This is a genomic window from Salinicoccus sp. Bachu38 (assembly GCF_038561955.2).
Lineage (GTDB): Bacteria > Bacillota > Bacilli > Staphylococcales > Salinicoccaceae > Salinicoccus > Salinicoccus bachuensis.
In genome coordinates, this window is sequence record NZ_CP138333.2 from 212,058 (window position 1) to 237,299 (window position 25,242).

A 25,242-nucleotide genomic window follows, 5' to 3' on the forward strand; every position below is an offset into this window, starting at 1 on the left:
TCATTGGCTAAAGTAGAATATACAGGAACAGGTCGTCGTAAAAATGCAGTAGCGCGTGTACGTCTCGTACCAGGTGAAGGCAATGTTACAGTCAACGGACGTGACATGAGGGAATACCTTCCATTCGAAAGTCTCATTCTTGACTTGAATCAGCCATTCGCAGTTACAGAAACACAAGGTAACTACGATGTACTGGTAAACGTCAGAGGTGGCGGCTTCACAGGACAGGCTCAGGCAATCCGTCATGGTATCGCAAGAGCACTTCTGGAAGCAGATCCGGAAAACCGTGGCGTGCTTAAGAGAGCTGGACTCCTTACACGTGACCCACGTATGAAAGAACGTAAGAAATACGGACTCAAGAAAGCCCGTCGTTCTCCACAGTTCTCAAAACGTTAATATATTTATATATTGGAAAGCACTCCCAATCTTTTGGGAGTGCTTTTTTTGTAAGTTGATACAGGTTTGAAACATCTGTATCTTACTGGTTCTTTTTCCCTGGCCTTAATTTCAGATGATTATTCTATGGTTCGGATGTTGTTACGGGCAGATAGTTTCCACTGGCTTTATGCTTTCTCAGTAAGGGTATAAAAGTAAAAAGATGTAATTCGTATGAAAGCCATTATACCAAGAATACGTGTTCCCTCATCATCCTGGACTAAAAGGGGTATAAATATGAAGAATATTTTTAATCAGTCTCATGCCAAGGAAGTTTTAGAGCGGATTGATCATTTAAGTCCAAATTCAAAGCCACAATGGGGTGAAATGGATGTTGCGAAAATGCTGGCACATTGTTCAGCCTTTCAGGATATTGCAATGGGAAATGCTTCACCACAGAGAAGTTGGTCAGGAATACTAATTGGAAGGTTTGTCAAACCCATTTTTTATAATGACAAACCATTAGCCAAAAACATGTCAACAATCCCTACCATTAAAATTGTAGACGAAAAAGAATTTGAAGCAGAAAAGGAAAAATTGAAACAACAAATCATAGCCCTTCAAAATAATGGTGCTCAAAAGTGTATGGAGCGACCACATCCTTTTTTTGGGAAGCTCACACCTGAGCAATGGGGAAAAGGAATTTATAAGCACCTTGATCATCATTTGAAACAATTTGGCGTTTAGTAGAACCAAAGTGAAGGAAGTTCAGAAATGATACAAGTATTAAGTAGAAAAACCGTATTTTATTGTCCTTTCCTACTCTAGAGGTTAGGCACTATCAGAGGCTATTAGTATATTTCTTGAAAGTTAGTAGATATTTATTATTACAAACTCCCATTTTGATGGGGGGTTCATTTATGAGTGTATACCGATATGATGGCGTCATTTATCCCAAAAGAGCCAATAAGATAACATAGAGGGTATATCGAAATAGAGCATTTCTAATATAAAATATGCTGGAAGGATATGAATGCCTTTCGACTATAATCTGGACTTTGACAACATCGATTCCCGTGAACAAACTGAGTTCTACAGGGTGGGGAGAGGCGAACAGGGTGTGCTGATGGTGGAACCCTACAAAAGCGAAATACTCCCGCACTGGCGCTTCAAGACACCTGAGATTGCCCGGGAATCTTCGGATAAAATATATCAGATGTATCTGGACTATAAGAAAAAGGACGATTTTGTGGGGATGGACATGGCGAGGACATTCCTCCAGATGGGATATACACGATCGCGCCGATATGCCAATTATAAAGGTGGAAGAAAGTACGACAAGAATGGTGAAGTGAATGAACGGGATATTGATGAGGAAAAAGCGGAGTCGGCTGCGATCTTTGAAGAAAAATGGAAGACGGTTCGGGAGGACGAAGATTACCTCAAGCTGAAGAAGGCGCATCAGAAGAAGTACGGATGAGATGATGTTCTTTTCTCTGTTACTTTTATCTGCACGGCGTCATGAAGGAAAGGTGATTTGATGAAAGTGATTGTTGATGCGGATGCTTGTCCGGTGAAGGATACCATCATGAAGGAAACGCGGAACAGGCAGGTGCCGGTTGTACTGGTATCGAGCCTGTCGCACTATTCAACACAGGACCTGCCTGATCATGTTCGGGCTGTGTATGTAGAAGCAGGTCCGGATGCTGCGGACTTTAAGGTGGTACAGCTCGCAGCAAAGGATGATATCGTGGTGACCCAGGACTATGGCCTTGCTTCCCTGCTTCTGCCGAAAGGGTGCACGGTACTGCATCATAAGGGATTTGAATATGATGACAGGAATATCGACCATCTGCTTGAGACACGCTATATGGGAAGCATGATCCGCAAAGGCGGCGGCAGGACGAAAGGTCCGAAGCCCTTCTCCAGAGAGGACAAGGCGGCATTTCTCAAGATATTCCGGCAAAAGCTCGGGAGTACAGGGGAAAAAGGGTGAGAAGGGTTTATCCTATTGAGATGAGAGCATAGCCATTGGACCTTGAGCTTTTAATAAAACGGAAAGTTGGAAGTATAGTATATTGAAACGGAAGACACGACGAGGAGAGGAGAATTTTAATGGATGTTAAATTTCCAATCGGCGAACTGGATGTTCCAGAAAAGCCGAATCTCAACAATGTACAGGAATGGGCGGATCAGATTGAATCCTATACTGAGCGGCTGAGGGAAACAGTAGATGGATTGAGTGAAGAGGATCTTACAAGAACTTATCGTGAGGGCAGCTGGACAGTAAGGCAGCTTGTCCACCATATTGCGGACTCCCAGCTGAACATGTACCAGCGCCTGAAGCTGGCCTTGACGGCCGATGCGCCTAAGGTACCGGGCTTTGTCCAGGACGAATGGGCGATACAGCCGGACACTGAGCTTCCGGTGGAAGCGTCCATCAGAATGCTCGAAGGGATGAACGCACGTATCACAGAAGTGGCACGCAACCTGACGGACGCACAATTGGATCGATATTTCATCCATGAGACGAACGGTAAGATTACTGTAGCGACAAAAGTAGCGAAGCTGGCGTGGCATGAAGAACACCACCTGGAACATATAAAAATCGCATTATCGAAATGATGGGTTCGGATAGCCTGCTTGCCTCCAGATAGCCAAAGTGTGCATAAAGATGCCTGAAGCCGGGAATGAATAACTGATTGGCAAACAGCTTCATACTACGGAATGGAGGTTATCAAGATGAACATCGATTTCAAGCATATCGAGACTAATGGAGTGGAACTCCATGTTGCGGTATCCGGCCCCGAGGAGGGTGACCTGGTGATCCTTCTCCATGGTTTTCCCGAGTTCTGGTTCAGCTGGAGAAGGCAGATCCGTGAGTTGGCCGAAGCGGGATACAGGGTCGTCGCCCCCGATCAGCGTGGATATAATAAAAGTGACAAGCCTGATGGTGTGCGGGCTTACGACATCGACACGCTCAGAGATGATATCATCGGGCTCATCCGGCACTTCGGACACAAGGATGCGGCCATCATCGGCCATGACTGGGGTGGCGCGGTAGGATGGCATCTGGCAGGTACACGTCCGGAACTGGTCCGGGGCTTTGTGGCAATCAACATGCCGCACCTGGCAGTATTCCCCAAAGTCATGCTGACGACGCCCCTGCAGTGGCTGAGAAGCTCATACATGCTGTTCTTCCAGGCGCCGAAAGTGCCGGAGAAAATCATGAGCAGCAACGACTATCGATATATGGAACAGGCTCTGAAGACGACCAGCAAAAAAGGGACGTTCACCGAGGATGAACTTGGTGCATATAAGATCTCCTGGGCCAGACCCAAGGCTTTGACGAGCATGCTGAACTGGTACCGTGCCATGCCCTTCAGCATGAGGCGTATTGGAAAGAGCGGCAATATCGAAGTGCCTGCAAAAATCATATGGGGAGAAGGTGACCAGTTCCTGTCCAGTAAGCTGGCTGAGGAGAGCCTGAAGTTCATAGACAGCGATTCGGTGATCTGGGTCAGTGAAGCGACGCATTGGGTCCATCAGGAACAGCCGGATTTTGTCAACGAGCAGCTCATACATTTCCTGGATAAAACGGCTTCCCGGATCATTCGGTAAACCGGCGGAATAGCGGTCATCAGGTGCTATTCCCATATAGCGGATTCATTGATATGATGGAGGCAATAGACTAATGGATTCGGCAGGTGGGATCAATGGTATCGACAGGCACAATCATCATCATGTCCATCGTAGGGCTCGCTGCATTTCTATTGCCCTTCCTCTTCATATTGGTATTGAGACGCTGGTTTCAGATCCAGTGGATCCCCATCATCATTGGTGCGGTGACCTTCATCGTCTTTGCAATGGTTCTTGAGCAGATCTCGCATTTCTTCATCCTGCGTCCTGGAGTGGACGGGACGATTCCCCTGCTTGAAACATCTCCCTGGCTATATGTACTGTACGGGGTGCTTGCTGCCGGAATTTTTGAGGAGACGGGCAGGCTTGTCGCCTTCCTGCTGATGAAGAGGAGGTATGGGAAGCTGGATACCGCCATCTCCTATGGTATCGGCCATGGAGGAGCGGAAGCGATGATCATCCTTGGCCTTGGCATGGTGAATGCAATTGTATTCAGCGTACTCATCAACAGCGGCAGCAGTATATTGGATGGATTGCCGCCGGAAACCCTGGAATCCGTGACAGGGACTGCGAATCATATGTATATCCTGTCGATTGTTGAACGGGCCTTCGCCATCAGTGTCCATATTGGCTTCTCCGTCATCGTATGGGTGTCGGTGATGAAAAAAGGGAAGTGGTGGCTCTTCCCGGTGGCCATCCTGCTCCATGCTCTGACGAATGGTACATCGGCGATGATGCAGGCAGGTTTGCTGAGCAGCATCTGGCTGGTTTATGCCGGATTTATCATAATGACTGCAGTGACGCTATGGGTCGCCTATATGGTTGGAAGGAAACAGAGTGAATCCGGGCAAAGAGACACTGCATAGACGACGGGAAAGCATTAAATACATCAACAGGAGAAGGATGGGGAGCTGCCCATCCTTTTTTACTGCATCAATTACCCAATTTCCATTGGTGTGACATCTCTTTTATCATCAGTAGTCATCATACAAAATAATGTGAAATAATTAACAATAAAGTATTGCTTTTGTGATTAAATTCACATATAATGAACCTATAGAAAAGAACGGATAATGAGAGAGGGGAAACAAAGATGATGAGATGGTTGCAGGAACATAAGGCGAGTGAATATGTATTACTTATTTTGAGGGTCTATTTGGGATTTGGATGGTTTACGAGTGGGCTGGGAAAAGTCATGAATGGCTTTGATGCCTCAGGATATCTGCAGAATGCAGTACAGAACCCTGTAGTGGGGCCAGACGGCAATGCGGTCTATCCATGGTATACATTCCTGGTGGAAAATATCTTTTTGCCGATGAGTCCGCTTGTCAATGTCATGGTTCCCTGGGGAGAACTGTTCATCGGCCTCGGGTTGCTTCTCGGAGGACTGACGACTTACGCAGTATTCTTCGGACTGGTGATGAACTTCGCTTTCCTGTTTGCCGGTACAGTTTCAGTGAACCCATTATATATTCTTATCGGTTTCGTCATCCTGGTTGCAGGACATAAGGCAGGCAGTCTCGGAGTGGACCGCTTCTTGTATCGTCAAAATAAAGACGGTGCATCCCGCCGATTCAAATTTCCGGTACGCAAACATGAAGTGACTGAATAATCCCAAGTACATCAAAAACCTGAGTCCATTTATTTGAGCTCAGGTTTTTCAATGGAGTCATCTTTACTTTTCTGGTAAAAATCTTCTTCCTGCCCTTCTGTTGAGTATTCCTCCCATCCCGGGTATGATTGACTTAATATTTGCAAAGGATGGGGGCGAGCCAATGAAATTCCTGAAGAAGATAAGAAACAGCATATGGGTCATCCCGGTCCTCTATTGCTCAATGGCAGTCGCCTTGGCATTGATTGTCGTCTATGTGGATATGAAGGTGCTGCCGAGGCTCAACTTTGAACTGGCCTTCTTCCTCGCTACTAAAGTCGATCTCGCCAAAGAGATACTCGGTTCCATTTCAGGGGCACTCCTGACGATGACGACAATCACATTCTCCACAATCATGGTGGTGCTGACTACATATTCTTCCCAGTTCTCACCGAGAGTACTGACGAACTTTGTCAATGACCGGAGGACGATGCGTGTGCTGGGTGTATTCATGGGTGGTTTCCTGTATTCAATACTGTCCTTGGCATTTATGCAGCAGGCGACTTTCGAAGGCGAGGTCATTTCAGCAATTGTAGCGGTTATGCTGGCCGTACTCTGCCTGTTCTTCTTTGCCTACTTCATCCATTTTGTCGCTTCGAGCATACAGGTCAGCAACCTGATCAACTCGCTCGTGGAAGATGTGAAGGATGAGATAGACAGGGAAGAGAAGCGACTCAGCCAAGACCATGTGGCGGTCAGCAGCCTCGAACCGGAGATGGTGGCTGAATATGATGCAGTCACATCACTCAAGTCCGAGAGTTTCGGGTTCATCCAGTTCATGAACCATGACAGACTGTTCGAATGGGCGGATGAGAATGGCGCGGTGGTCCATATCAATCAGCTGATTGGTGAATTCGTAACGACATCCACTATCCTTTTGACCATCCATCATGACGACGGTGTTGAAGTACCGGACAGCCTGGTCGGTAATATAGAACTGGGCAGGGAGCGGATCGTCTATCAGGATGTGGACTATGGTCTTCAGAAAATCGTGGATGTTGCCATCAGGGCGCTTTCTCCCGGAATCAATGATCCGAACACTGCTGTCCAGTGCATCCATTACCTATCCGAGGCGCTGATAAAGAACTTCAAATACACTGGCACGCATGTCATCTACAATGATGAGATGCATATCGGACGGCTTGTAGCCAAAAGGAGCAGTGTAGAGGACAAGCTGTATAAGGTGCTGTCACAGATCAGTTTCTATGGCCGGCAGGATGTAACCATTCTGAAAACTCTGATCGAGTCTCTGGAAAACATTGCCGTCAACAGTACAGATGATGTAAAACGTGAAATTGATGCATTCAGCCGATATGTATATGACGGATTCGATGAGAACGTCCTCCATGGCATCGACTACAAATACATCAATGAAAGACAGGTGCGGTTGAGTGAAGCACTGAACAAAGTGCAGTAGAGGGACTCGGTGATATTCATCCCTGGGGCCTCTTTGGTTTGGAAGCAAAGACATTGGGAATAACAATGCATCATGAGTAGAGAAGGGGGCAGTGATATGGGAATCTGGTTCAGCCTGTTATTTACAGTTGGTTTTGTGCTCATCCATCTGACATCGAAACAGATGGAGTTCCTCAAAGTCGAACCCCGGAGTAGATTTCTATCCGCTGCAGGTGGAATATCCGTAGCATATGTATTCATGCATCTTCTGCCTGAGCTGGGTGAATACCAGGAAGCGTTCGAAGGGGCGCTTGAGAGTGTTGAATTTCTTGAAAGCCATATCTATATCATCGCCCTGTTCGGTCTTGCCATTTTCTATGGTCTGGAACAGCTCGCAAAGCATTCGAAGAGACGGGGTGCGGAGAAAGGTACATATAAGGCTTCCGCCAATGTATTCTGGATTCATATCTCATCCTTCGCGCTGTACAATGCCATTATCGGCTACCTGCTTCTCAGAGGGGAATATCAGTCGGAATGGGGTATGCTGCTCTACTTCATCGCAATGGGCATCCACTTCATCACAAACGACAAGGCACTGCGTGCGATACACAAGGATGACTATGACAGCTACGGCCGTTGGCTGCTTGCGTCATCCATCACAGTGGGTTGGATGATCGGCGTGTTTACTGAAATCAATATACTTGTCATTTCAGTACTGACGGCCTTCATAGCGGGCGGCGTGATACTCAATGTAATGAAGGAAGAACTGCCCGAGGAGCGGGAAAGCAGTTTCCCGGCCTTTTTCTCCGGTATGCTGGGCTATACCCTGTTACTATTGTTCATGTAAATCCAGCAGTCGATTGGAATCGCTCCCCTTACAACCTCCCAATCTGACGAATATTCCAAATTGACGGTCGTAATGAAACATTTTGAGCCGGATGACTACTATAGTTGTACAAGACTTGGAGAAAAGTGAATGTGAAAAGGTACTATTGAATGAAGTGGCAGGAAATCAAATTCAAATTATTTTGTTTAGATATCATTATAGATAATAACTTGAAATTGCCGAAAGAGTGCTCCGTGAACATGACAAAGGAGTACTCTTTATATATATAGAATGCCACCGAAAGACTATAAATCTCGTTTCAGGGTATAAGTACATACCGAAAATGAGAAGAGGGTGTACTGATGAAGATACTGCTGACCGGTGCTTCTGGATATATTGGAGGCAACCTGATGGAAAACCTTAAAGAGGATTACGAAATCGTCGCCATTTCGAGACATACGGATAACAAGGAAGATGAAGAGAATGTGACATGGAAGGAAGCGGATCTCTATTCCCAGATAGATATAGAAAATGTAATGGAGGATATAGACATCGCAGTCTACCTCGTCCATTCCATGCAACCCTCGTCAAAACTGTCGCAGGCCAAGTTTGAAGATATGGATGCGATACTTGCGGATAATTTCGCATGGGCGGCGAAACAGAAGGGCGTGAAGCGGATCATCTATCTGAGCGGGATCATCCCGGACGATGATACGCTTTCTGAACACCTGGAAAGCCGGCTGGAATGTGAAAAGATACTGGGATCCTACGGCATTCCCGTATCGACGCTGCGTGCCGGCCTGATCGTCGGGCCGAAGGGATCCTCATTTCCCATCCTCCACCATCTGGTGAAGCGGCTGCCTGGCTTGCTGCTGCCGGCGTGGGCGTATAACCGCACACATCCGGTTGCGCTGAAGGATGTCATAACAGGATTGACGAAGGTGGTCAAAAGAGAACCGGATAAGAATGAATCCATCGATATCGGCGGCCCTGAAGAGAAGTCATACAGACAACTTTTTGAAGAGACGGCCGAAGTGATGGATAAGAAACTGCCGATGATCGATGTGCCGATCATTCCGATTGCATTGTCCAAGCTGTGGGTCAGGCTCATTGCACAGAAGCCGAAGGAGATGGTCTATCCGCTGCTTGAGAGTCTGACGCATAATATGGTAATGAAAGAGGAGAATTATGTGGAAGGCATCTCCAATGCACCGACGACTTTCAAGGAGAGTGTGCGCATCGCATTGGAAGATAAGATAGATTCGAGTTCAAAAACGGGTGTTGAAATCATACAGAAAAAAGATATAGAGAAGAATGACGTGAAATCCGTGCAGCGGATCCGTATTCCGAAGCAGTGGTCGGTCGATGATACCGCAGACTACTATGTCAACTGGCTTTCACGGATTGGCGGCAAATTCATCAATACGCGAGTAAAGGACAAGGAGACATCGATTGCCCTGCCGTTCTTCAAATCACCGATTCTGGTTTTGGAGAAGTCGGAAGAGCGTTCATACGAAGACCGCATACTCTACTATATCAAAGGGGGAAAGTTCTCGCAGACAAGGGAAGATGGGCGGGCACGCCTCGAGTTCCGGCGTGTACTGGATACTGATGAAGTTCTGATCGCAATCCATGAGTACGAGCCGACGCTTCCATGGTTCGTCTATACACTCACACAGGCCAAGGTGCATCTGCTCGTGATGAAGGCTTTCGGTTTTGAAACACGGCTGCTTGCAAACATGCTGGACTCCCAGTATGCGAAGTACGTCTCCAATCCGAATGAAGGATAGGATAATGAAGGCTCCAGGCACTGGGGTCTTTTTTACATATAAATGAAATGATTTTGAATATTTACTTGAGATATCTGGGGAGTAGTGTTTTAATTATTAACTAAACATAGGGGAAATACATAGAAGAGGCAGTCAAAATGAAAGATAATATCCGCATGGCTACTAGCCTGTATATCAATTACATCCTTCTCGGGATGATCAACCTCATCATTGCATTGCATATGAGTTTTCTGACTGTCCAATTTGACGCAGATGCAGCGTCGATCAGCGGCCTGATCTCTGCCATTGGCTTTGGAAAACTGTTCGCACTGTCCTTTGCGGGCCGTCTGTCGGATTCGTTGGGAAGGAAGCCGATGGTCATTACGGCATGCATATTATATGTGGTGTTCCTGATTGCCATTCCTTTGTCACCTACGTATGCGGTGGCTTTTGCTTTTGCACTCCTTGCCGGAATGGGGAATTCGATATTGGATACGAGCACATATCCTGCACTGATTGAAGGGTTTCCGAGCCGCTCGAGTTCTGTAACGGTGCTGGTCAAGGCATTCATGTCCATCGGGGCGACGATCCTGCCTCTGGTCATCACGTTCTTCATCGCGCGTGACATGTTCTATGGGTACACCTTCTTCATCATGGCATTCATCTTTCTGATCAATGCGATCCACCTGATGACTGTAAGGTTTCCAAAAGCCAATATGGTCATCGTCGAACCGAATCCGGAGGGTGAAGTGGGAAGTATTCCCACAGTGACATTCAGGGAGCGGCCGAAATTCTGGAAAGAAGGGATCACGGTCATTTTCATCGGCTTCATATCCGTCTCCCTGCTGCTGATCATCCAGACATGGCTGGCGACCTATGCCGAGGATATCATCGGACTTGGTGAATCAACAGCCATCAACCTGCTGAGCTACTATAGTTTCGGAGGGTTCGTTACAGTGATTCTGCTTTCTGTGATTTTGGGAAGAGTCTTCCGGCCGATCACCGTGCTGATTCTCTATCCTTTCATTGCGAGTATTGCTCTGCTGTCACTGTTGTTTGTGTCGAACTATTACTTGCTGATCGGCATTGCATTCCTGCTTGGGCTGTCGACATCGGGCCTATTCCAGCTGGCGGTGACATTGATGTCCGAATTCTTCCCTGAGAAGAAAGGGGCAAGCACTGCATACGTCACCTTGTCATCGAGCATCGCTTTCATCGTGATGCCTTATTTGACCGGTCTGATGAACAGGCACCTGGATGCTTCATATATTTTCATTTTTGAAATATTGATTGCGCTCACTGCGATGGGACTGGCAATTTTCATTTCAATGAGATACCGCCGTATATTCGGAATCGAAGCGCCTGGGAAGGCAATGTGGAAGGCACCCTAAGAAACTGAGAGGGTAAAAGCATAAAAGACAGCGGAGCCGCTACACCGGCCCCGCTGTCTTTTGCGTTTTGGGGGTATGCGCCTGATAACATTGCCAGCACAAAATGACGATCAATCCAAGGTCGACGACATCTCCCCCATAGTACATCAACAGGGCGCCGCTTTCTCCAGCCCCCTTCGATATCCCATCCGGTGGTGCAGCATAGATGAGCTTGGATAATACTTTATGGAAGCCGAGCACAAGGATCAGGACGATGGCACGGTACATGAAATTGTATCTATGCGTCGTGATATCGATATAGATGAGGGAGATGGTGAATAGATATCCTGCGAGAAAGACATGCAGGTGGACCAGTGCATACAGCCATGCAGATGTATGCATCAGCGTGAACAGGCCAGTCAAGTAGATGAGAAATAGCCCACCGATATTCAGGATGGCTGCAACTATTGGGTTGGTGACGAGCCTTGCGTATCTGCTGTTGAGCAACCGGCTCAGTTTTCTGGCTGCAGGGACTTTCAATGTGCGCATGAGCAATGTCATCGGTTTGCTGAAGACGAGGATGAGCGGTGCCAGCATGCCGAGCAGAAGGTGTCCCATCATGTGTGCAGTGAAGTCTGTATGTGACAGTTGGGCGAGTGGGCCGGTCAGAGTCAACGCAGCCAGGATGACGCCTGCAAACCAGAAAATATAGCGGTGGAACGGCCACTTCCTGTGTTTTCCATTCGAAATGTGCATTGCGACCGGGTACAGGATCAGCGCAGCGAGGGCAATGAAGACGGCAGTAGTTTCGATGAGAAGGAAGTTTGCATGCGCCATATCATCCCGCCTCCCCTCGAGTCATGCGTTTCCTCGCATGGATGAACAGAATGGTGCCGATGAGGAACAGAATGAGTCCGGAAATATTCCAGGCGAGGTCATAGGGCAGTATTTCCACACCATACCGCACCTGGTGAACCTGCAGCAGCTTATGGTTTACGATGCCATCGAACACCTGAAACCCCCCGAGACCGAGGAAGAACGATGCAGTCCATGTCCGCATATGTGCAATATGCCTGCGGTGGAGGTCTGCAAACATGAACAGACCTGCCACCACTGCAAATAATGCGAATGCATTCAATAGTCCATCCGACAGTATGCCGATGAACGGCGTGGAAAGGTCATAGAAATGGTGCCACTGCAACAGCTGGTGGAAGATGATTTCGTCAATCAGTGCCATCAGTCCGATGCCGAACAGAACACCGGACCACATATTCCGGGATGGGCTGACGTGACGGTGCTCCTGTTTTCTTGCCATTATATCCTCTCCTGTCAACTCAAGTTATAATCCACTTACCCATAAACGGGGATAATAAAATAAAAATGATATTTTCCCATATCTGCACCAGTATATTGGGTGTGCTTTCATTTTGTGTCCAAATGCTGAAATATCCATATAAATGTTTCGCGTTGTGTAATTATGCTCTTGATTGGCATTCATACATAAAATGGATAGTGCTATAATAACTGAAAAGAAGTAATTTTTAGATATTTATCAAATGGAGGGATTTTGTGTCTGTCAAAGAAAGATTGTTGCAGAAGCTTGAAGAGAAGGAAGGAAGGATGATCGAGATCAGACGTCATCTCCATGCACATCCTGAATTGTCTTTTGAAGAGGAAAATACGGCGAAGTACATCGCTGATTTCTATAATGACAAGGATGTCAAAGTGACAACAGGTGCCGGAGGCGGTCATGGAGTAATTGTGGAAATTGAAGGTGCTTCTCCCGGCAGGGTGATCGGCATCCGTGCCGATTTTGATGCACTGCCGATCCAGGAGGAAGCGGATGTGCCGTTCAAGTCTGAAAAGGAGGGCGTCATGCACGCATGCGGACATGACATGCATACAGCCTATACGCTGGTTCTGGCTGAATCCCTTTATGAACTTAAGGACGAATGGAACGGAACAATAAAAGTAATCCACCAGCATGCCGAGGAGGTGCCGCCAGGCGGTGCGAAGGGAATCGTCGAATCGGGGATACTGGATGATCTGGATGAAGTGTATGGTATACATATCTTCCCGAATTTTGAAGTTGGAGAAGTTGTTCTGGCAGAGAGGGAATCGATGGCAGGACGCTCGAACTTCGACCTCACCATCCAAGGGAAAGGTGGACATGCAGCGATGCCGAGCACAGCAAAGGATGCCCTGGTGGCCGGCGCACATTTCGTCACACAGGTGCAGACCGTCGTCTCAAGAAGGATGGATCCGGCGGACCTTGTCGTGGTCACCGTAGCTTCCTTCGATGCACCGGGAGGCTACAATGTCATCCAGGATTCCGTGACACTGAGAGGGACGGTAAGGTATATGAGCAAGGACAACAAGGTCCCGGCATATGAGGCGATCAAAGGTATTGCTGAGTCTCTTGAAAGTGCATTCGGCGTCACAGTGGACCTTGACTACAAGTACGACTACCCTGTGCTCTACAATACACCGGAGCTTGCCCGTGAAATAGAGGATATCCTGAAATCGAATGTGGGAGGATACCTGAAAGGTGTAGAGTTTGGAAAGCCGCTGTCAGGTTCCGAGGATTTCGCCTATTACCTTGAAAAGACCCCTGGTGCCTTCTACTATATCGGCGCTAAACCGGAAGGTGTGGAGGAACCATATATGAACCACCATCCCAAATTCGAAGCCAATGAAGGTGCGCTCCTGATTTCTGCAAAAACATTGGGCGAAGTCGTCCTCGGGCGACTGCAGCAAAGTGGCCGGTAAAGGAGAGATTGAATGAACAACACGATGCAGATTGCAAACAGCTGGCCGGTATGGGTCTTCGCCTCCCTGATCATCGGAGTCGTAGTCTTTCAGGGCATAAAGTTTCTCCAGCTCGCCAGAAAGGCGGGCGCCGGAATCGGTCTGTCCAACCAGGAAATGAACAAAGCGATAAAGACGGGAGCAATCACCGCAATCGGCCCGTCATTCGGTATCGTCATCGTCGCCATTTCATTGATATCCCTGTTGGGAAACCCATTGACGATGATGCGTATCGGTGTCATCGGTTCCGCACCGATTGAATCTCTCGGTGCCTCGCTGGCGTCAGAGTCGGCAGGCGCAGACTTGACGGGTGTCACCTTTACACCGGAAGTATTCACACTGATCGTGTGGACACTATGTATCGGTGGCTCAGGATGGATGCTGTTTACGCTTTTCTTCAATAAATCCCTGGGGTCGGTCCAGGAGAAGATCTCCGCCACACCGAACGGCAAAAAGTATCTTTCCGTCATTGCACTTATTGCGATGATCGCAATATTCGGTTCCCTGACAAGCGCAGAGATGATCAAAGGACTGGTGCCGGCACTGACAGCCGTTGCAGCCATCCTCTCATCGCTATTGATGAACCTCATCGCTGAAAAGAAAAAAATCATCTGGCTGAAAGAGTGGGCTTTGGGGCTTTCCATCATCATCGCTCTGACAGTCACCTATTTCATCATCTAGGAGGTCCCGCATGAATAATAGCAATACCATGGCCGAGTTCCATACGTCCGCCCACCTATGGGGGCGTGTGACGTTGGGGCTTGGAATTCTGATATCGTATGCACTGCCGCTCTATCTGTCCTATGCCATGGGGTACCATCCCGGCTTCGATCTGATTTTTCAGAGCTTTTTGGCATATGCGGCCGTCATCGCATTTGTATGGGTGCTTGAACCATTGATGTACTTTGCAATCCTGGGCGTTTCGGGAACCTACATCGCCTTCTTTACAGGCAATATATCAAACATGTGCCTGCCTTCTGCTGCAGCAAGCCAGGAGGCACTGAAGGTCGAACCTGGAACGGAACGTGGAGAGGTCGTCGGAACACTTGGAATCAGTGCCGCTTCCCTTGTGAACAAGCTCATTCTGGTGCCGATCATCCTGCTCGGCCTATGGCTGCTCACCGTCATTCCCCCAAGTATCCAGGAAGTCTTTCCGTATGTCCTCCCTGCAATATTCGGAGCGGTTCTGGCACAATTCTCACTGAAGCGCCCCGTCTACGGGCTGCTTGCCCTGATAGTGGGTGCGCTCGTCAATATTTCCCCGATACCGCTGGTATTCAAGAATCTGGTTGTTATCCTCATTGTGGTATTCCTGGGGTTCCAGCTGGAAAAGAGAAAGAAGAGCGAATAGCTTCGACCCCCGCACCGGATACTCTGGAGGCGGGGTTCATTTATGTTGAGCACCTGCATGCACCAGAGACCCCGCACTGTGTTACGCTTGGGGAAAAAGGATGAGAGCATGGTTCATTCAATAGTTCTTGACGACACTGAAATCGAAGTGAAGCACTATGACAGGAAGACGGAAGAGGGGCACCAGGTCATATCCATCATCTTTGACGTGACAAGCAAGGAATATCATGACATTACAGTCCTGCTTTATAAGGGGACATTCGATATCAGAGTGCCGGAAGAAGGCTTGGATTTCAGAGGAACGATCATCAATTATTCCACTTCCCTGGACAATTTGTATGAAGAGAATCAGACGGGGGAATTCAGGGTGACATTACAGGAAGTGTAAGGAGCAGAAAATATGAAACTGAGTATTTTGGATCAGGCACCGATCTCCAAAGGTCAGACGCCGGGAGCAGCCCTTGAGGCCTCCAGACAGCTGGCCGAAGTGGGGGATAAGTATGGCTACACCCGCTTCTGGGTGGCTGAGCACCATGCATTGCCGAATCTTGCCTCAAGTGCACCGGAAGTGATGCTCGGCTACATTGGTGCCCACACGGAAAGGATCAGAATCGGTTCCGGCGCCGTCCTGCTGCCGTACTACAAACCCTACAAAGTGGCCGAGAGCTTCAATATGCTGGCAACGCTTTTTAAGGACCGGGTGGACATCGGTATCGGCAGGGCACCGGGCGGCCCGGCAGAAGCTTCCGAGGCACTATCCGACGGGTTTCTGCAACAGGTGTTCAGGATGCCCGACCTGGTCGATGAACTGATCGGATATGTTGATAAGAATGACGAGTTGGCTGCAAACCCGGAACCGCCAGTTGAACCGGCACTCTGGATGCTCGGTACGAGCAGAAAAAGTGCGGCGTTCGCAGCGGAGAAAGGGCTTTCCTACTGTTTCGGCCAGTTCATGAGTAAGGAAGATGGCAAAGAAATTCTTGAGCATTACCGTGAAAACTTCATACCCCGCAAAAAAGGACAGGGGCCTCAGACTATCATGGGGGTCTCTGTCATCTGTGCTGAAACGGCGGAGGCGGCATACGATATCGCCCGTAGCTGGCTCATCTGGCAGGTGCAGCAGTCTCATGGCGGGGCAGAAGGCATCCCTTCAATTGAAGAGGCGAAAGCCTGGGAATTGTCTGGGGAGGACGAGGAGCAACTGAAAGCAATGCAGAGTAAGATGATCATCGGAAATCCGGAGGAAGTGGTGGCTGCTCTCGATCGCATACAGAAAGAGACGGACGTGGACGAATTCATGATCATCACCATCACCTTCTCACCGGAGGACAAAAGAGATTCCTATCGATACATTGCAGAAACACTGCATAAAAAATGAAGCCGCCCATGTCGGGTGGCTTCATTTTTCTATGTGTCGTATCTGATATTTTCAAGCATTCCCAGCTGGTCAAAGCCGACGTTGCCTCCCGAGATGACAAAGCAGACCTTCTCACCCTTCTGTGGGACATACCGCCCTTCAAGAACTGCCGCGAGTCCAACTGCTGCCGAAGGCTCTGCAAGGATCTTGCCTTCCATCAGCAGCATCTTCATCGCTTTCAGAATCGATGCATCCTCTGCCTTGAGCATGCCATCAGCATATTTCTGTACAATCGGAAAATTGCGTGCTCCCGGCTGCACCGAAACCAGCGCATCGGCGATTGTCCTGCGGCTTTCGATCTTCACCCTTTCACCGTGCTCCAGGCTTTCGCTGTACCGGGGCAGCGTTGCAGGTTCTGCACCGAGGACGCTGATGCCGGACGCGCTTTCCTTGATGGCGGTCAGGATGCCTCCGAGCAGTCCGCCACCGCTCGTGGGTACAATGACGGTATCGAGGGATGGATGCTGTGCCATCAGATCGAGTCCCACAGTGCCCTGTCCTGCCATGATGTCATCATCATCATAGGGGTGAAAAAGCGTATGCCCATTCTCTTTGGCCAGCCTTTCACTGACGGCAAAGCGTTCTGTGACATTGGACTGTACAATTTGGGCACCCAGCTGTTCGATGGCCGAAACTTTGAATGGCGGCGCAGTATCCGGGATGACGACTGTCGCCCTGATGCCGAGCTCTTTTGCTCCATGGGCGAGGGCTTTGCCATGGTTTCCGGATGAGGCAGTAATGATGCCCCTCTCTCTTTCTGCCCTGGACAGTTTGAGGGTCTTGCTGATTGCACCGCGGTATTTGAAGGCGCCGGTCACCTGCATGTTTTCGAGTTTGAGGTAGACCTCACACCCCAGGAATCGCTCCAGAGTGTGCGCCCTGTGGAGCGGCGTTTCTACGATATGGGATCCGATCCTCGACTGTGCCTCCCTGATTTTTTCTAATGTAACTGTCATGTGATCCCCCTCCTTTTATTTCCATTATACACGGGATATGAAAACTCACAATTTTATAAAAAGACAGGCAATTCGTTTGCGGGCAGGGAGTAAGGAGACTTATGATGAATGGGAGGAAAACGAATGAGGAGGAAAAGAAATGAAAGCAGTGTTTCATGAAAAAGAGCAGGGGCTTAAAGGTCTGCACTATGGAGATATGGATGTGCCGGAACCCGGTCAAGGGGAAGTGAGGATCAAACTGAAGTCTGCAGGTCTGAACCATAGGGACCTGTTTGTGCCCGGCCGGCATAAGCCGGAAGACCCGGCCCTCATACTGGGATCGGATGGCGCGGGCATCGTCGATGCTGTAGGCGAAGGTGTCGGCAAGGTTGAAACCGGAGATGCAGTCATCGTCAATCCGTCCTTGGGGTGGCAGAAGAACAGTGATGTACCCCCTGAAGGGTTCGATATTGTCGGCCTGCCGGGCCATGGCACCTTCGCAGAATATATTGTCGTCCCCGAAGAGAATGCAGTTCCAAAGCCTGAATATCTGACATGGGAAGAAGCGGGCGCATTTGCGCTATCCGCCATGACCGCCTACCGTGCACTATTCAGCCGTGCCGGGCTGAAAGAAGGGATGAGTGTACTGATTCCCGGCGGAACAGGCGGTGCAGGCATATATCTCATCCAGTTTGCAAAAGCAAAAGGGGCGACGGTCTACATCACTTCACGTTCCGAAGAAAAACGCAAAAAGGCACTGGACCTCGGTGCAGATTTCGCCCTCGACAGCGAGACGGACTGGGATGATGCCATGGATGGCAAAAAGGTCGATGTGGTCATCGAAAGTGTCGGTGCGGCCACATTCAACAAGGCGCTCGACCAACTCAGACGCGGCGGCACACTCGTTGCATTCGGTGCTTCTACGGGAGATACTGTGGAATTGAACCTGAGGAAATTCTTCTATGGCCAGTTCAACCTTCTTGGCTCCACGATGGCGAGTACCGAGGAACTCCATCAGATGCTCGAATTTTCAGAGCGCCATCAGATCAGACCGATCATCGACCAGGCACATCCGTTATCCGGATACAAAGATGCCTTCGACTATCTGGAGAGCGCAGATATGATGGGGAAAATCGCATTTACATTGGATGAATAGTGAGGGTTGTACAGCGGACATGGAGCGGCGTTTCATGTCCGCCGTTTTTACCTTTCGGTGAAATGGCGGAGACTCTTCCAGAAGCACGCGACGGTTAGTTTCGTGCCTGAGGGGGTATTGTTAGAATTAAGTTGCTTTATCAGACTTTGACAGGAGATGACTGGAATGCCGAAGATCAGAGATGAAAAGGATGTATATGAACTGGATGTGGGGCGTTTCGAAATTTTTTTCAGGAAGCGCTACAGACTGCTCTCGATCATAAACGATCTGTCGCTTGGCCTTTGGTTTACAGTTGGCAGCATCATGTTCTTCTGGAGTGCGACACAGACATTCGGCACACTGCTATTCCTGCTCGGCAGCCTGCAGCTTCTCGGGCGGCCGATTCTGAAACTGATCCACGCTTTTTTTGTGAAAAGGGATTCGCGCAGAACGGCAGGGTATTCTGATGAAGAATATGACCTGAACCGTCCATATGGAAATACAGGAGATTGAACGGGATGAATGAGAGGATGAACGGATGTATTATAAAAAAATACTTCTAGCGATAGACGGCTCGGAAAACAGCAGAAGGGCCGCATACGAAACCGCTAGGCTGGTGAGTGGAAATGCTAATGTCACGGTCCTTCATGTGCTCGATCCGGATGATACACAGAGGGATGTCGTACGGTCGAGTACAGAGAGGCAGTTGGACAAACAGAAGAAAGACATGCTTTCCGCCATCATCCGCTATTTTGACGAAGCGGACATTGAGCATAAATATCTGGCCAGGCGGGGGCTCCCCTCGAGGGAAATCGTTGAGGAAGCCAATTCCGGCGACTATGAAGTGCTCGTCATCGGCAGCAGAGGACTGAATATATTCCAGGAGATGGTGCTTGGCAGTGTCAGTCACAGAGTGGCAAAACACTCCAGAATACCGGTTATGATCGTCAAATAGACATTTCCATAAGGAAGTGTCTATTTTTATGCGCCTTGCGCACAGAAAAGGCTTGTGATAATTTTAAATGAAGCACAAGTATTTGAAAATTGAAAAAAGGAGGGTGCAGAAGCGACAAAGGAATTAACAGGGGGAAGAAATGAAAATATCATTTTGGAGGGGATGGAAATGACACAACGGTCAAAATTCAAGGATCCGGGGTTCATACTTGCGATTGTCGTTCTTCTATATTCGGCTTTCGTATGGATATGGTGGCCACACGAAACATATGTTGCAGGGGTGGCACTGACTGCCTGGCTCATGCTGGCCGGCATCATTCTATGGTTCATACTCGCAGTTGTCTATGTTTTCTGGATTGAACATGTTGAAAAATCGGTGAAGGAAGAGACAGAGAGGAGAGATATGCATGAGAATAACTGAAGCGATCATCGTACTGCTGTATCTTCTTTTCATGATCGGGATAGGACTATACTTCTATAGAAGGGCACGTTCATCCTCATCTGACTATTATACCGCCGGTTCCAACATCAATACATTTGTCGGTGCGTTTGCCATCGCAGCTGCCGTTGCCAGCTCAAGTTCATTGATGGGGGCAGTCGGTTCCGGGGTGACACTCGGCCTGCCGTATTTCTTTGCGTATGCATTCGGGGCGATCGGCATCCTGCCCTTTGCGATGTTCCTCATTTCTGGTCAGGTGAGAAGGGCGGGCGTCAAGACGATGCCGGACTTCTTCGACCAGAGGTTCGGGCGCTCCGTACAGATTCTCTCAGCCATCATCGTCGTGCTGGCAATGACATTCTATATGGTGCCCCAACTGACGGCTTCAGGACTGATCGGATCTTATGTTCTTGGTATTGATTATATTTGGGCCGTCATCATTCTTGGCCTCGGGTTTACGATCTATGCGGCACTGGGAGGCATGTGGGCAATCACCTATACCGACCTGTTCCAGGGGGCGATCATGCTGCTTGGTGTCATGGTGCTCGCCATGTTCATACTGTTCGATCACAGCGGAATATTCACCCTGCTGAACGACGCGCTTGCAGTCGATCCGAATTTCGGTGATGTCACGCAGCCATGGATGGCATACTTCGGTCTATTCATTGCGTTCCTATGGTTCGGCATCATCTCCCCATCTGTCGTCATGCGTAACTTTGCCTCGAGGGATGCGAAAACGGCACGACGTTCATCCATGTGGGGCACGCTCATCTATCTGCTGCTCTTTCTGAGCGGCATGGTCGTGGCAATGGCCGGTGCCAGTCTCGGCATCGCAGATCAGCTGGAGAATGCCGATATGATCTTCGTGTCTGTCATCGAACACTATCTGCCACCAATTGTAGGCGGAATCATGCTGGCGGGGCTTCTTGCCTCCATCATGTCATCAGCCGATGCGATGCTGCTCGCCGTATCTGCAGGCGTTGCATATGATATCTACAAGAAGAACATCAACAAGGATGCGAGTGAGCGCCTGATTACCTTGCTCAGCCTGATTGTCATGCTGGTGGCCAGTGTGGCAGGCATACTCGTCGCCATCAACCCGCCGCAGCTTATTGCGATCATGGTCGGTTGGGTCGGCGGATTCCTGTTATCCTCGTTCGGCATTCCGTTCGTACTCGGAATCTGGTGGAAGCGTGCCAACAAACAGGGCGCATTTGCCGGCATGCTTGGGGGGGCAGTCGTATTCCTCATACTCGTATCATTGCAGCTTCTGCCGACGAACGCCGAACCGATCATTGCAGCACCGGTGTCACTGATACTGACTGTCGGTGTCAGCCTGATGACTGCACCACCATCCAGGGAGATACAGGATCAGGTCGACCGCTACCATACGCACATTGAAGCGGAAGCAAAAGCAAAAGCTGCTGTCACGCAGCCTGAGGGATATGGATATGACACTGATCGGTAGGCAGGAAAGATATATAGAACAGCTCGGGGAGCAGACCGTGGAAGCACATGAACTCCCCGGCTTCATCAAGAAATCCCTCGGTATAAAAGGAAAGTTCAATCCAGGTGTGAGTGAAAGTGCAATTAAGGATAACATCCATATTGCAGAAGTGATCTACCATCCCATGTGGATTGTACAGAATACAGTTGTTGCCACGCGGCGGCCTTTCAAACCGAAACGTATACCCAATATCATATTCGTCGATGCCGTATCCGGATACCGGGGACTGCTTTCCACCGTCCCCTACATATCTGAAACAGCAGTGGAAAAGGATAAAATCATCAGTCACATCATCGACGCACAGGCAGTCGAACAATACATCAAGGATGTGCAGAACAACCAGATCGACCGTTCTTATGTACTCAAAAAGCCCGGACATGAACAATCCGAGCCGAGACTTGTCCACCTGCCGCTATGGAAAATCGAGATGCAGGGACAATCTGGCAAGGAAATACATTACATTAATGCGAACACAGGAGACTCGGAAGATTTCATGAGCAGCCGTTGGGCAAGTGGCGTTGACCTGATGAAATAGGGGACTGAAGAATAAGGTTGAAAAGAGCATGGCTGAGCCATGCTCTTTTTGTCATTCCTCCCCCGGTATGGCATAATTCCCTAAGGAGGTATGACGATGATATTCACTTTAACTTATATTCTATTGGCCGGTATTCTGATCCAGAACTTCTACACGCATTTCTTTTCCGAAAAAAGAAACTACTTCAGCTTCGATGATCGCCGCTTTACAGATGATGATTATCTTAAGGTGCAGGATCTCGGAATCGGAAAGATAGAACGCATTTTTCTCAATATTATGCTCGTGTTATCCATAATGGCATTATCCATTCATCTGTTCTTCGACCCAGTTCTGTCGATATGGGCAATTGCATCGGTGGTCGGCATGCTGCTGCTTTTGAATGTTATTGTTGATTTGAAGCTCTATACAGTTACATATTCGAAGAGTCACCTGTTCATGGCAGGTTTATGGATGATCATCATCATTGGCGGTCTGGTGGTTTTTTGGAACCAGAGTGTCAATGATGTGGATGTCGAGTTCGAAACAGATGCTATTGCAATAAACGATGAACCGCCAATTCCCTTTGATGACATCGATCGTGTGGAAATGGCCTCTGGAGCACCCGAGATTCCATTCGACCATAATCTCTTCGGCACCCACCTGCAGCTTCACGGTTTCATAGAGGGTGAAGAGGCATTATATGATATGAACATTGAGGATCGTACCAGTGACATGCTCGTCATCGTAACCGGCAATATACACACCTATATCAATGACCGGGAAGAATCTACAACAAAGGAATGGCATGAAACCCTTAAGACACAGACGGAATAGAGAGATCCTTTGACATGGAAGGCTTTTCATAATGTATGATAAGAGGGATTTCAAAATATTAAAAATCAGGATGAGGTGCGGTGGATGAAGGACAGAAGCATAATTTTCTTTGATATTGATGGCACATTGCTGAACCGGGAAAAGAAACTGCCAGAATCTACAAGGCGTGCAGTAGGTGAGTTGAAGGATGCCGGACATATTGTAGCAATTGCGACGGGGCGGGCCCCATTTATGTTCAAGGAACTCAGGGAGTCGCTCGGAATCGAAACATACGTCAGTTTCAACGGCCAGTATGTGGTGCTGGAAGGGGAGGTCATCTACAAGAATCCCCTGGATGCAAAGGCGTTGGATAAGATGACTGAGGAAGCGCTCGGGAACGATCATCCGGTCGTCTATCTGAATGAGGATGACATGATGTCGAATGTTCCCGAGCATGAGTACATTACAGAAGGCATCTCCACTTTGAAACTTGATATGATGCCTGGACATGATCCAAGCTATCATGAAGTAAAGGAACTGTATCAGACACTGCTGTTCTGCCCGGAAGGGGAGGAGCAACAGTACGAGGCGGCCTATGACGCCTTCGACTTCATCAGATGGCACCCCGTATCGGTAGACGTCCTGCCGAAGGGCGGCTCGAAGGCGAATGGCATTGAAAAGGTGATCGAAAGACTCGGATTGCCTGCCGATAGGCAATATGCATTCGGTGACGGCCCGAACGACCTGGAAATGCTGAGCACGGTGCATCATAGCTTTGCCATGGGCAATGCGGCGGACAGGGTAAAGTCGCATGCGAAGTATGTTACCAAAGATGTTGATGAAGACGGCATCCTGCATGGCCTCCAGATGGCTGGACTGCTCAAATAGCAATCATATATCAGTAGAGGACTGCAAATATTTGCGGTTCTTTTTTATTTTCCCGAAATATTGACAGCCATCAATTTTTAAGATGCCATCTTAAGCTATAATGATAAGTGAACAGGGCGTCGGAAGAATAAAATGAGCTATAAAGAAGCGGGAAAGGACAAAATTGATGAGCTGGGAGGAGATAATTTGGCAGGAAGTCATGGCAACCATAAGATGTGTGTCAGGAATGTACCGATATTCAATCATCTGACTGAAGAGGAAATGAATGAAGTATTCAGGAAAGTGGAATCGAAATCCTACCCGAGGCAGGATCATCTGTATATGGCAGGGGATCCGAAAGATTCACTGTTTGTCCTCCACAGGGGGAAAATCAGGATCTATCGGCTGAATGAGGAAGGGAAGGAACAGCTGATCCGGGTGCTGATGCCGGGTGACTTCACTGGTGAACTGGCGCTTTTTGGAGGAGAGAATCAACATGACTCCTATGCAGAGGTTGTGCAGGATTCAAGAGTGTGTGAAATCAGGAAGTCCGATCTGTATGTTCTGCTCAAGGAATACCCGGACATCGGCATCAAGATCATCGAACGGTTCTCCAGACGTTTGAACGAAGTGGAACAGCAGGCGACGAATATCGCCCTGCTGAACAGTGAAGAGCGTCTGATCGAGTATATACGGACGCATGTCGATGATGAGGATTTCCTGAAGCTCGGAATGACGAAAAAGGATCTCGCCTCCTACCTGAGCATGCAGCCGGAAACTTTGACCCGTATTTTCAGAAAGCTCGAAGCTGATGGAGTAATCGGCAAGATCGACAACAGGACCTACCAGGTGCTCGACTATTCGATACTGTAACGAATGTATGAAGGCATCGGGCGGGCGTTTGAATTCCGGTGCCGAGGGTATAGTTATCATGATTACATTAAAGGAAAGGTGATAATGGATGGCTAATTCAGACAAGAAGCAGGAAGTAAGAGAAGCACTCAATCTACAGGTCGCCAATTTTACAGTACTATGGACGAAGCTTCACAACTATCACTGGTACGTAAAAGGGCACAACTTCTTCTCCCTGCATGACAAATTCGAAGAACTCTATGACACCGCCTCCACTTATGTGGACGAACTCGCAGAAAGGTTGCTGGCGATTGGTGGGGAGCCGATCGGGAAGCAATCCGATGCCATTGAGAAAGCAAGTGTCAAGGAAGCGGAATACGATATTGACGCGAATGAAATGGTGAAGCAGCTGGCACAGGATTATGATACTGTAATCAAGGAATTGGATGAGGGCATCAAGATTGCAGAAGCTGCCGGCGATGACCGTACGGCAGACATCTTCATCGGCATGATTACGGATATAGAGAAGAATAACTGGATGCTCAAATCCTTCCTCGGAAAAGAAGTCAGCCAATAACTGGCTCAACAGAAAAGAATCCGGCCCACAATCAGTTGTGGGCCGGATT

30 protein-coding genes are annotated in these 25,242 nt (G+C 48.6%); 27 read left to right on the forward strand and 3 right to left on the reverse strand.

The genetic code is table 11. The annotated features are described in order from the left end of the window. The first annotated feature begins 3 nt into the window (after window positions 1–3). The 12 genes from rpsI (at window position 4) to RQP18_RS01165 (ending at window position 11,046) form a co-directional block, all read left to right on the forward strand. Window positions 4–396 (forward strand): 30S ribosomal protein S9, encoded by a 393-nt coding sequence (rpsI, locus tag RQP18_RS01110; protein WP_342388336.1) that lies wholly within the window; start codon window positions 4–6, stop codon window positions 394–396. Window positions 397–672: 276 nt separating this feature from the next. After that, a complete protein-coding gene (locus RQP18_RS01115; RefSeq protein ID WP_342388337.1) occupies window positions 673–1,122 on the forward strand; it encodes a DUF1569 domain-containing protein in 450 nt (149 codons plus the stop codon). Window positions 1,123–1,408: 286 nt separating this feature from the next. After that, the gene (locus tag RQP18_RS01120; protein WP_342388338.1) at window positions 1,409–1,855 is read left to right on the forward strand and encodes a DUF4385 domain-containing protein; all 447 of its coding nucleotides are present in this window, start codon (window positions 1,409–1,411) and stop codon (window positions 1,853–1,855) included. A 60-nt stretch (window positions 1,856–1,915) separates the two neighbouring features. Next, window positions 1,916–2,371, forward strand: a complete 456-nt coding sequence (locus RQP18_RS01125; RefSeq protein WP_342388339.1) for a YaiI/YqxD family protein — start codon at window positions 1,916–1,918, stop codon at window positions 2,369–2,371. A gap of 119 nt (window positions 2,372–2,490) precedes the next feature. Next, complete coding sequence (locus tag RQP18_RS01130) at window positions 2,491–3,000, forward strand: YfiT family bacillithiol transferase (protein ID WP_342388340.1); 510 nt, start codon at window positions 2,491–2,493, stop codon at window positions 2,998–3,000. Between the two features lie 117 nt (window positions 3,001–3,117). Beyond that, window positions 3,118–3,996 (forward strand): alpha/beta fold hydrolase, encoded by an 879-nt coding sequence (locus RQP18_RS01135; protein ID WP_342388341.1) that lies wholly within the window; start codon window positions 3,118–3,120, stop codon window positions 3,994–3,996. Between the two features lie 95 nt (window positions 3,997–4,091). Then, a complete protein-coding gene (locus RQP18_RS01140; protein ID WP_342388342.1) occupies window positions 4,092–4,880 on the forward strand; it encodes a YhfC family intramembrane metalloprotease in 789 nt (262 codons plus the stop codon). A 227-nt stretch (window positions 4,881–5,107) separates the two neighbouring features. Continuing rightward, window positions 5,108–5,626: a DoxX family membrane protein gene (locus RQP18_RS01145; RefSeq protein WP_342388343.1), complete on the forward strand. Its 519-nt coding sequence runs from the start codon at window positions 5,108–5,110 to the stop codon at window positions 5,624–5,626. Window positions 5,627–5,789: 163 nt separating this feature from the next. Then, entirely contained in the window at window positions 5,790–7,082 is a 1,293-nt protein-coding gene (locus tag RQP18_RS01150; protein ID WP_342388344.1) for a DUF2254 domain-containing protein, read from the forward strand. A 96-nt stretch (window positions 7,083–7,178) separates the two neighbouring features. Further along, window positions 7,179–7,907, forward strand: coding sequence for a hypothetical protein (locus tag RQP18_RS01155; RefSeq protein ID WP_342388345.1), 729 nt, complete (start codon window positions 7,179–7,181; stop codon window positions 7,905–7,907). A gap of 338 nt (window positions 7,908–8,245) precedes the next feature. Then, window positions 8,246–9,676, forward strand: a complete 1,431-nt coding sequence (locus RQP18_RS01160) for an NAD(P)H-binding protein (protein WP_373446153.1) — start codon at window positions 8,246–8,248, stop codon at window positions 9,674–9,676. Between the two features lie 137 nt (window positions 9,677–9,813). Further along, a complete protein-coding gene (locus RQP18_RS01165) occupies window positions 9,814–11,046 on the forward strand; it encodes an MFS transporter (RefSeq protein WP_342388347.1) in 1,233 nt (410 codons plus the stop codon). Between the two features lie 39 nt (window positions 11,047–11,085). Here the strand turns inward: RQP18_RS01165 and RQP18_RS01170 are convergent, their stop codons facing one another. Beyond that, complete coding sequence (locus RQP18_RS01170) at window positions 11,086–11,862, reverse strand: cytochrome c oxidase assembly protein (RefSeq protein ID WP_342388348.1); 777 nt, start codon at window positions 11,860–11,862, stop codon at window positions 11,086–11,088. A 1-nt stretch (window position 11,863) separates the two neighbouring features. After that, on the reverse strand, window positions 11,864–12,340 hold the full coding sequence (locus tag RQP18_RS01175) for a DUF2243 domain-containing protein (RefSeq protein ID WP_342388349.1): 477 nt from the start codon (window positions 12,338–12,340) through the stop codon (window positions 11,864–11,866). Window positions 12,341–12,594: 254 nt separating this feature from the next. Here RQP18_RS01175 and RQP18_RS01180 point away from each other — a divergent pair, with 254 nt between their 5' ends. From RQP18_RS01180 to RQP18_RS01200, 5 genes are all read left to right on the forward strand, one after another. After that, a complete protein-coding gene (locus RQP18_RS01180) occupies window positions 12,595–13,794 on the forward strand; it encodes an amidohydrolase (RefSeq protein WP_342388350.1) in 1,200 nt (399 codons plus the stop codon). A gap of 12 nt (window positions 13,795–13,806) precedes the next feature. Next, window positions 13,807–14,514 carry a DUF5058 family protein gene (locus RQP18_RS01185; RefSeq protein WP_342388351.1) on the forward strand — a complete coding sequence of 236 codons (708 nt, stop codon included), beginning with the start codon at window positions 13,807–13,809 and terminating at the stop codon, window positions 14,512–14,514. 10 nt (window positions 14,515–14,524) lie between these two features. Continuing rightward, the gene (locus RQP18_RS01190; protein ID WP_342388352.1) at window positions 14,525–15,184 is read left to right on the forward strand and encodes a small-conductance mechanosensitive channel; all 660 of its coding nucleotides are present in this window, start codon (window positions 14,525–14,527) and stop codon (window positions 15,182–15,184) included. A 108-nt stretch (window positions 15,185–15,292) separates the two neighbouring features. Beyond that, window positions 15,293–15,571 (forward strand): DUF3219 family protein, encoded by a 279-nt coding sequence (locus tag RQP18_RS01195; protein ID WP_342388353.1) that lies wholly within the window; start codon window positions 15,293–15,295, stop codon window positions 15,569–15,571. 12 nt (window positions 15,572–15,583) lie between these two features. After that, window positions 15,584–16,561, forward strand: coding sequence for an LLM class flavin-dependent oxidoreductase (locus tag RQP18_RS01200; RefSeq protein WP_342388354.1), 978 nt, complete (start codon window positions 15,584–15,586; stop codon window positions 16,559–16,561). A gap of 29 nt (window positions 16,562–16,590) precedes the next feature. Here RQP18_RS01200 and RQP18_RS01205 read toward each other — a convergent pair whose 3' ends face one another. Then, entirely contained in the window at window positions 16,591–17,556 is a 966-nt protein-coding gene (locus RQP18_RS01205; protein WP_342388355.1) for a threonine ammonia-lyase, read from the reverse strand. A gap of 139 nt (window positions 17,557–17,695) precedes the next feature. Between RQP18_RS01205 and RQP18_RS01210 the strand changes: the two genes are divergently transcribed. From RQP18_RS01210 to RQP18_RS01255, 10 genes are all read left to right on the forward strand, one after another. Next, window positions 17,696–18,691 carry a zinc-binding dehydrogenase gene (locus tag RQP18_RS01210; protein ID WP_342388356.1) on the forward strand — a complete coding sequence of 332 codons (996 nt, stop codon included), beginning with the start codon at window positions 17,696–17,698 and terminating at the stop codon, window positions 18,689–18,691. Window positions 18,692–18,856: 165 nt separating this feature from the next. After that, window positions 18,857–19,183 (forward strand): YrhK family protein, encoded by a 327-nt coding sequence (locus RQP18_RS01215; RefSeq protein WP_342388357.1) that lies wholly within the window; start codon window positions 18,857–18,859, stop codon window positions 19,181–19,183. Window positions 19,184–19,208: 25 nt separating this feature from the next. Continuing rightward, complete coding sequence (locus RQP18_RS01220) at window positions 19,209–19,625, forward strand: universal stress protein (RefSeq protein WP_342388358.1); 417 nt, start codon at window positions 19,209–19,211, stop codon at window positions 19,623–19,625. A gap of 168 nt (window positions 19,626–19,793) precedes the next feature. Then, complete coding sequence (locus RQP18_RS01225; protein ID WP_342388359.1) at window positions 19,794–20,045, forward strand: hypothetical protein; 252 nt, start codon at window positions 19,794–19,796, stop codon at window positions 20,043–20,045. Next, the gene (locus RQP18_RS01230) at window positions 20,032–21,531 is read left to right on the forward strand and encodes a sodium:solute symporter family protein (RefSeq protein ID WP_342388360.1); all 1,500 of its coding nucleotides are present in this window, start codon (window positions 20,032–20,034) and stop codon (window positions 21,529–21,531) included. The genes RQP18_RS01225 and RQP18_RS01230 overlap by 14 nt, the downstream gene beginning before the upstream one ends. Further along, window positions 21,515–22,105, forward strand: a complete 591-nt coding sequence (locus RQP18_RS01235) for a hypothetical protein (protein WP_342388361.1) — start codon at window positions 21,515–21,517, stop codon at window positions 22,103–22,105. Before RQP18_RS01230 ends, RQP18_RS01235 begins: the two co-directional genes overlap by 17 nt. A gap of 96 nt (window positions 22,106–22,201) precedes the next feature. Continuing rightward, window positions 22,202–22,918 carry a hypothetical protein gene (locus RQP18_RS01240; protein WP_342388362.1) on the forward strand — a complete coding sequence of 239 codons (717 nt, stop codon included), beginning with the start codon at window positions 22,202–22,204 and terminating at the stop codon, window positions 22,916–22,918. A gap of 84 nt (window positions 22,919–23,002) precedes the next feature. After that, window positions 23,003–23,785 carry a Cof-type HAD-IIB family hydrolase gene (locus RQP18_RS01245; protein ID WP_342388363.1) on the forward strand — a complete coding sequence of 261 codons (783 nt, stop codon included), beginning with the start codon at window positions 23,003–23,005 and terminating at the stop codon, window positions 23,783–23,785. Window positions 23,786–23,971: 186 nt separating this feature from the next. Beyond that, a complete protein-coding gene (locus tag RQP18_RS01250; RefSeq protein WP_342388364.1) occupies window positions 23,972–24,637 on the forward strand; it encodes a Crp/Fnr family transcriptional regulator in 666 nt (221 codons plus the stop codon). Between the two features lie 88 nt (window positions 24,638–24,725). After that, a complete protein-coding gene (locus RQP18_RS01255; RefSeq protein ID WP_342388365.1) occupies window positions 24,726–25,193 on the forward strand; it encodes a Dps family protein in 468 nt (155 codons plus the stop codon). The last annotated feature ends 49 nt before the right edge of the window (window positions 25,194–25,242 follow it).

What these genes read in the sequence shown, in the direction of transcription:
- RQP18_RS01115 (WP_342388337.1), top strand. Translation starts at nt 673, where the DNA reads ATGAAGAATATTTTTAATCAGTCTCATGCCAAGGAAGTTTTAGAGCGG.
- RQP18_RS01120 (WP_342388338.1), top strand. Translation starts at nt 1,409, where the DNA reads ATGCCTTTCGACTATAATCTGGACTTTGACAACATCGATTCCCGTGAA.
- RQP18_RS01125 (WP_342388339.1), top strand. Translation starts at nt 1,916, where the DNA reads ATGAAAGTGATTGTTGATGCGGATGCTTGTCCGGTGAAGGATACCATC.
- RQP18_RS01130 (WP_342388340.1), top strand. Translation starts at nt 2,491, where the DNA reads ATGGATGTTAAATTTCCAATCGGCGAACTGGATGTTCCAGAAAAGCCG.
- RQP18_RS01135 (WP_342388341.1), top strand. Translation starts at nt 3,118, where the DNA reads ATGAACATCGATTTCAAGCATATCGAGACTAATGGAGTGGAACTCCAT.
- RQP18_RS01140 (WP_342388342.1), top strand. Translation starts at nt 4,092, where the DNA reads ATGGTATCGACAGGCACAATCATCATCATGTCCATCGTAGGGCTCGCT.
- RQP18_RS01145 (WP_342388343.1), top strand. Translation starts at nt 5,108, where the DNA reads ATGATGAGATGGTTGCAGGAACATAAGGCGAGTGAATATGTATTACTT.
- RQP18_RS01150 (WP_342388344.1), top strand. Translation starts at nt 5,790, where the DNA reads ATGAAATTCCTGAAGAAGATAAGAAACAGCATATGGGTCATCCCGGTC.
- RQP18_RS01155 (WP_342388345.1), top strand. Translation starts at nt 7,179, where the DNA reads ATGGGAATCTGGTTCAGCCTGTTATTTACAGTTGGTTTTGTGCTCATC.
- RQP18_RS01165 (WP_342388347.1), top strand. Translation starts at nt 9,814, where the DNA reads ATGAAAGATAATATCCGCATGGCTACTAGCCTGTATATCAATTACATC.
- RQP18_RS01170 (WP_342388348.1), bottom strand. Translation starts at nt 11,862, where the DNA reads ATGGCGCATGCAAACTTCCTTCTCATCGAAACTACTGCCGTCTTCATT.
- RQP18_RS01175 (WP_342388349.1), bottom strand. Translation starts at nt 12,340, where the DNA reads ATGGCAAGAAAACAGGAGCACCGTCACGTCAGCCCATCCCGGAATATG.
- RQP18_RS01185 (WP_342388351.1), top strand. Translation starts at nt 13,807, where the DNA reads ATGAACAACACGATGCAGATTGCAAACAGCTGGCCGGTATGGGTCTTC.
- RQP18_RS01190 (WP_342388352.1), top strand. Translation starts at nt 14,525, where the DNA reads ATGAATAATAGCAATACCATGGCCGAGTTCCATACGTCCGCCCACCTA.
- RQP18_RS01195 (WP_342388353.1), top strand. Translation starts at nt 15,293, where the DNA reads ATGGTTCATTCAATAGTTCTTGACGACACTGAAATCGAAGTGAAGCAC.
- RQP18_RS01200 (WP_342388354.1), top strand. Translation starts at nt 15,584, where the DNA reads ATGAAACTGAGTATTTTGGATCAGGCACCGATCTCCAAAGGTCAGACG.
- RQP18_RS01205 (WP_342388355.1), bottom strand. Translation starts at nt 17,556, where the DNA reads ATGACAGTTACATTAGAAAAAATCAGGGAGGCACAGTCGAGGATCGGA.
- RQP18_RS01210 (WP_342388356.1), top strand. Translation starts at nt 17,696, where the DNA reads ATGAAAGCAGTGTTTCATGAAAAAGAGCAGGGGCTTAAAGGTCTGCAC.
- RQP18_RS01215 (WP_342388357.1), top strand. Translation starts at nt 18,857, where the DNA reads ATGCCGAAGATCAGAGATGAAAAGGATGTATATGAACTGGATGTGGGG.
- RQP18_RS01220 (WP_342388358.1), top strand. Translation starts at nt 19,209, where the DNA reads ATGTATTATAAAAAAATACTTCTAGCGATAGACGGCTCGGAAAACAGC.
- RQP18_RS01225 (WP_342388359.1), top strand. Translation starts at nt 19,794, where the DNA reads ATGACACAACGGTCAAAATTCAAGGATCCGGGGTTCATACTTGCGATT.
- RQP18_RS01230 (WP_342388360.1), top strand. Translation starts at nt 20,032, where the DNA reads ATGAGAATAACTGAAGCGATCATCGTACTGCTGTATCTTCTTTTCATG.
- RQP18_RS01235 (WP_342388361.1), top strand. Translation starts at nt 21,515, where the DNA reads ATGACACTGATCGGTAGGCAGGAAAGATATATAGAACAGCTCGGGGAG.
- RQP18_RS01240 (WP_342388362.1), top strand. Translation starts at nt 22,202, where the DNA reads ATGATATTCACTTTAACTTATATTCTATTGGCCGGTATTCTGATCCAG.
- RQP18_RS01245 (WP_342388363.1), top strand. Translation starts at nt 23,003, where the DNA reads ATGAAGGACAGAAGCATAATTTTCTTTGATATTGATGGCACATTGCTG.
- RQP18_RS01255 (WP_342388365.1), top strand. Translation starts at nt 24,726, where the DNA reads ATGGCTAATTCAGACAAGAAGCAGGAAGTAAGAGAAGCACTCAATCTA.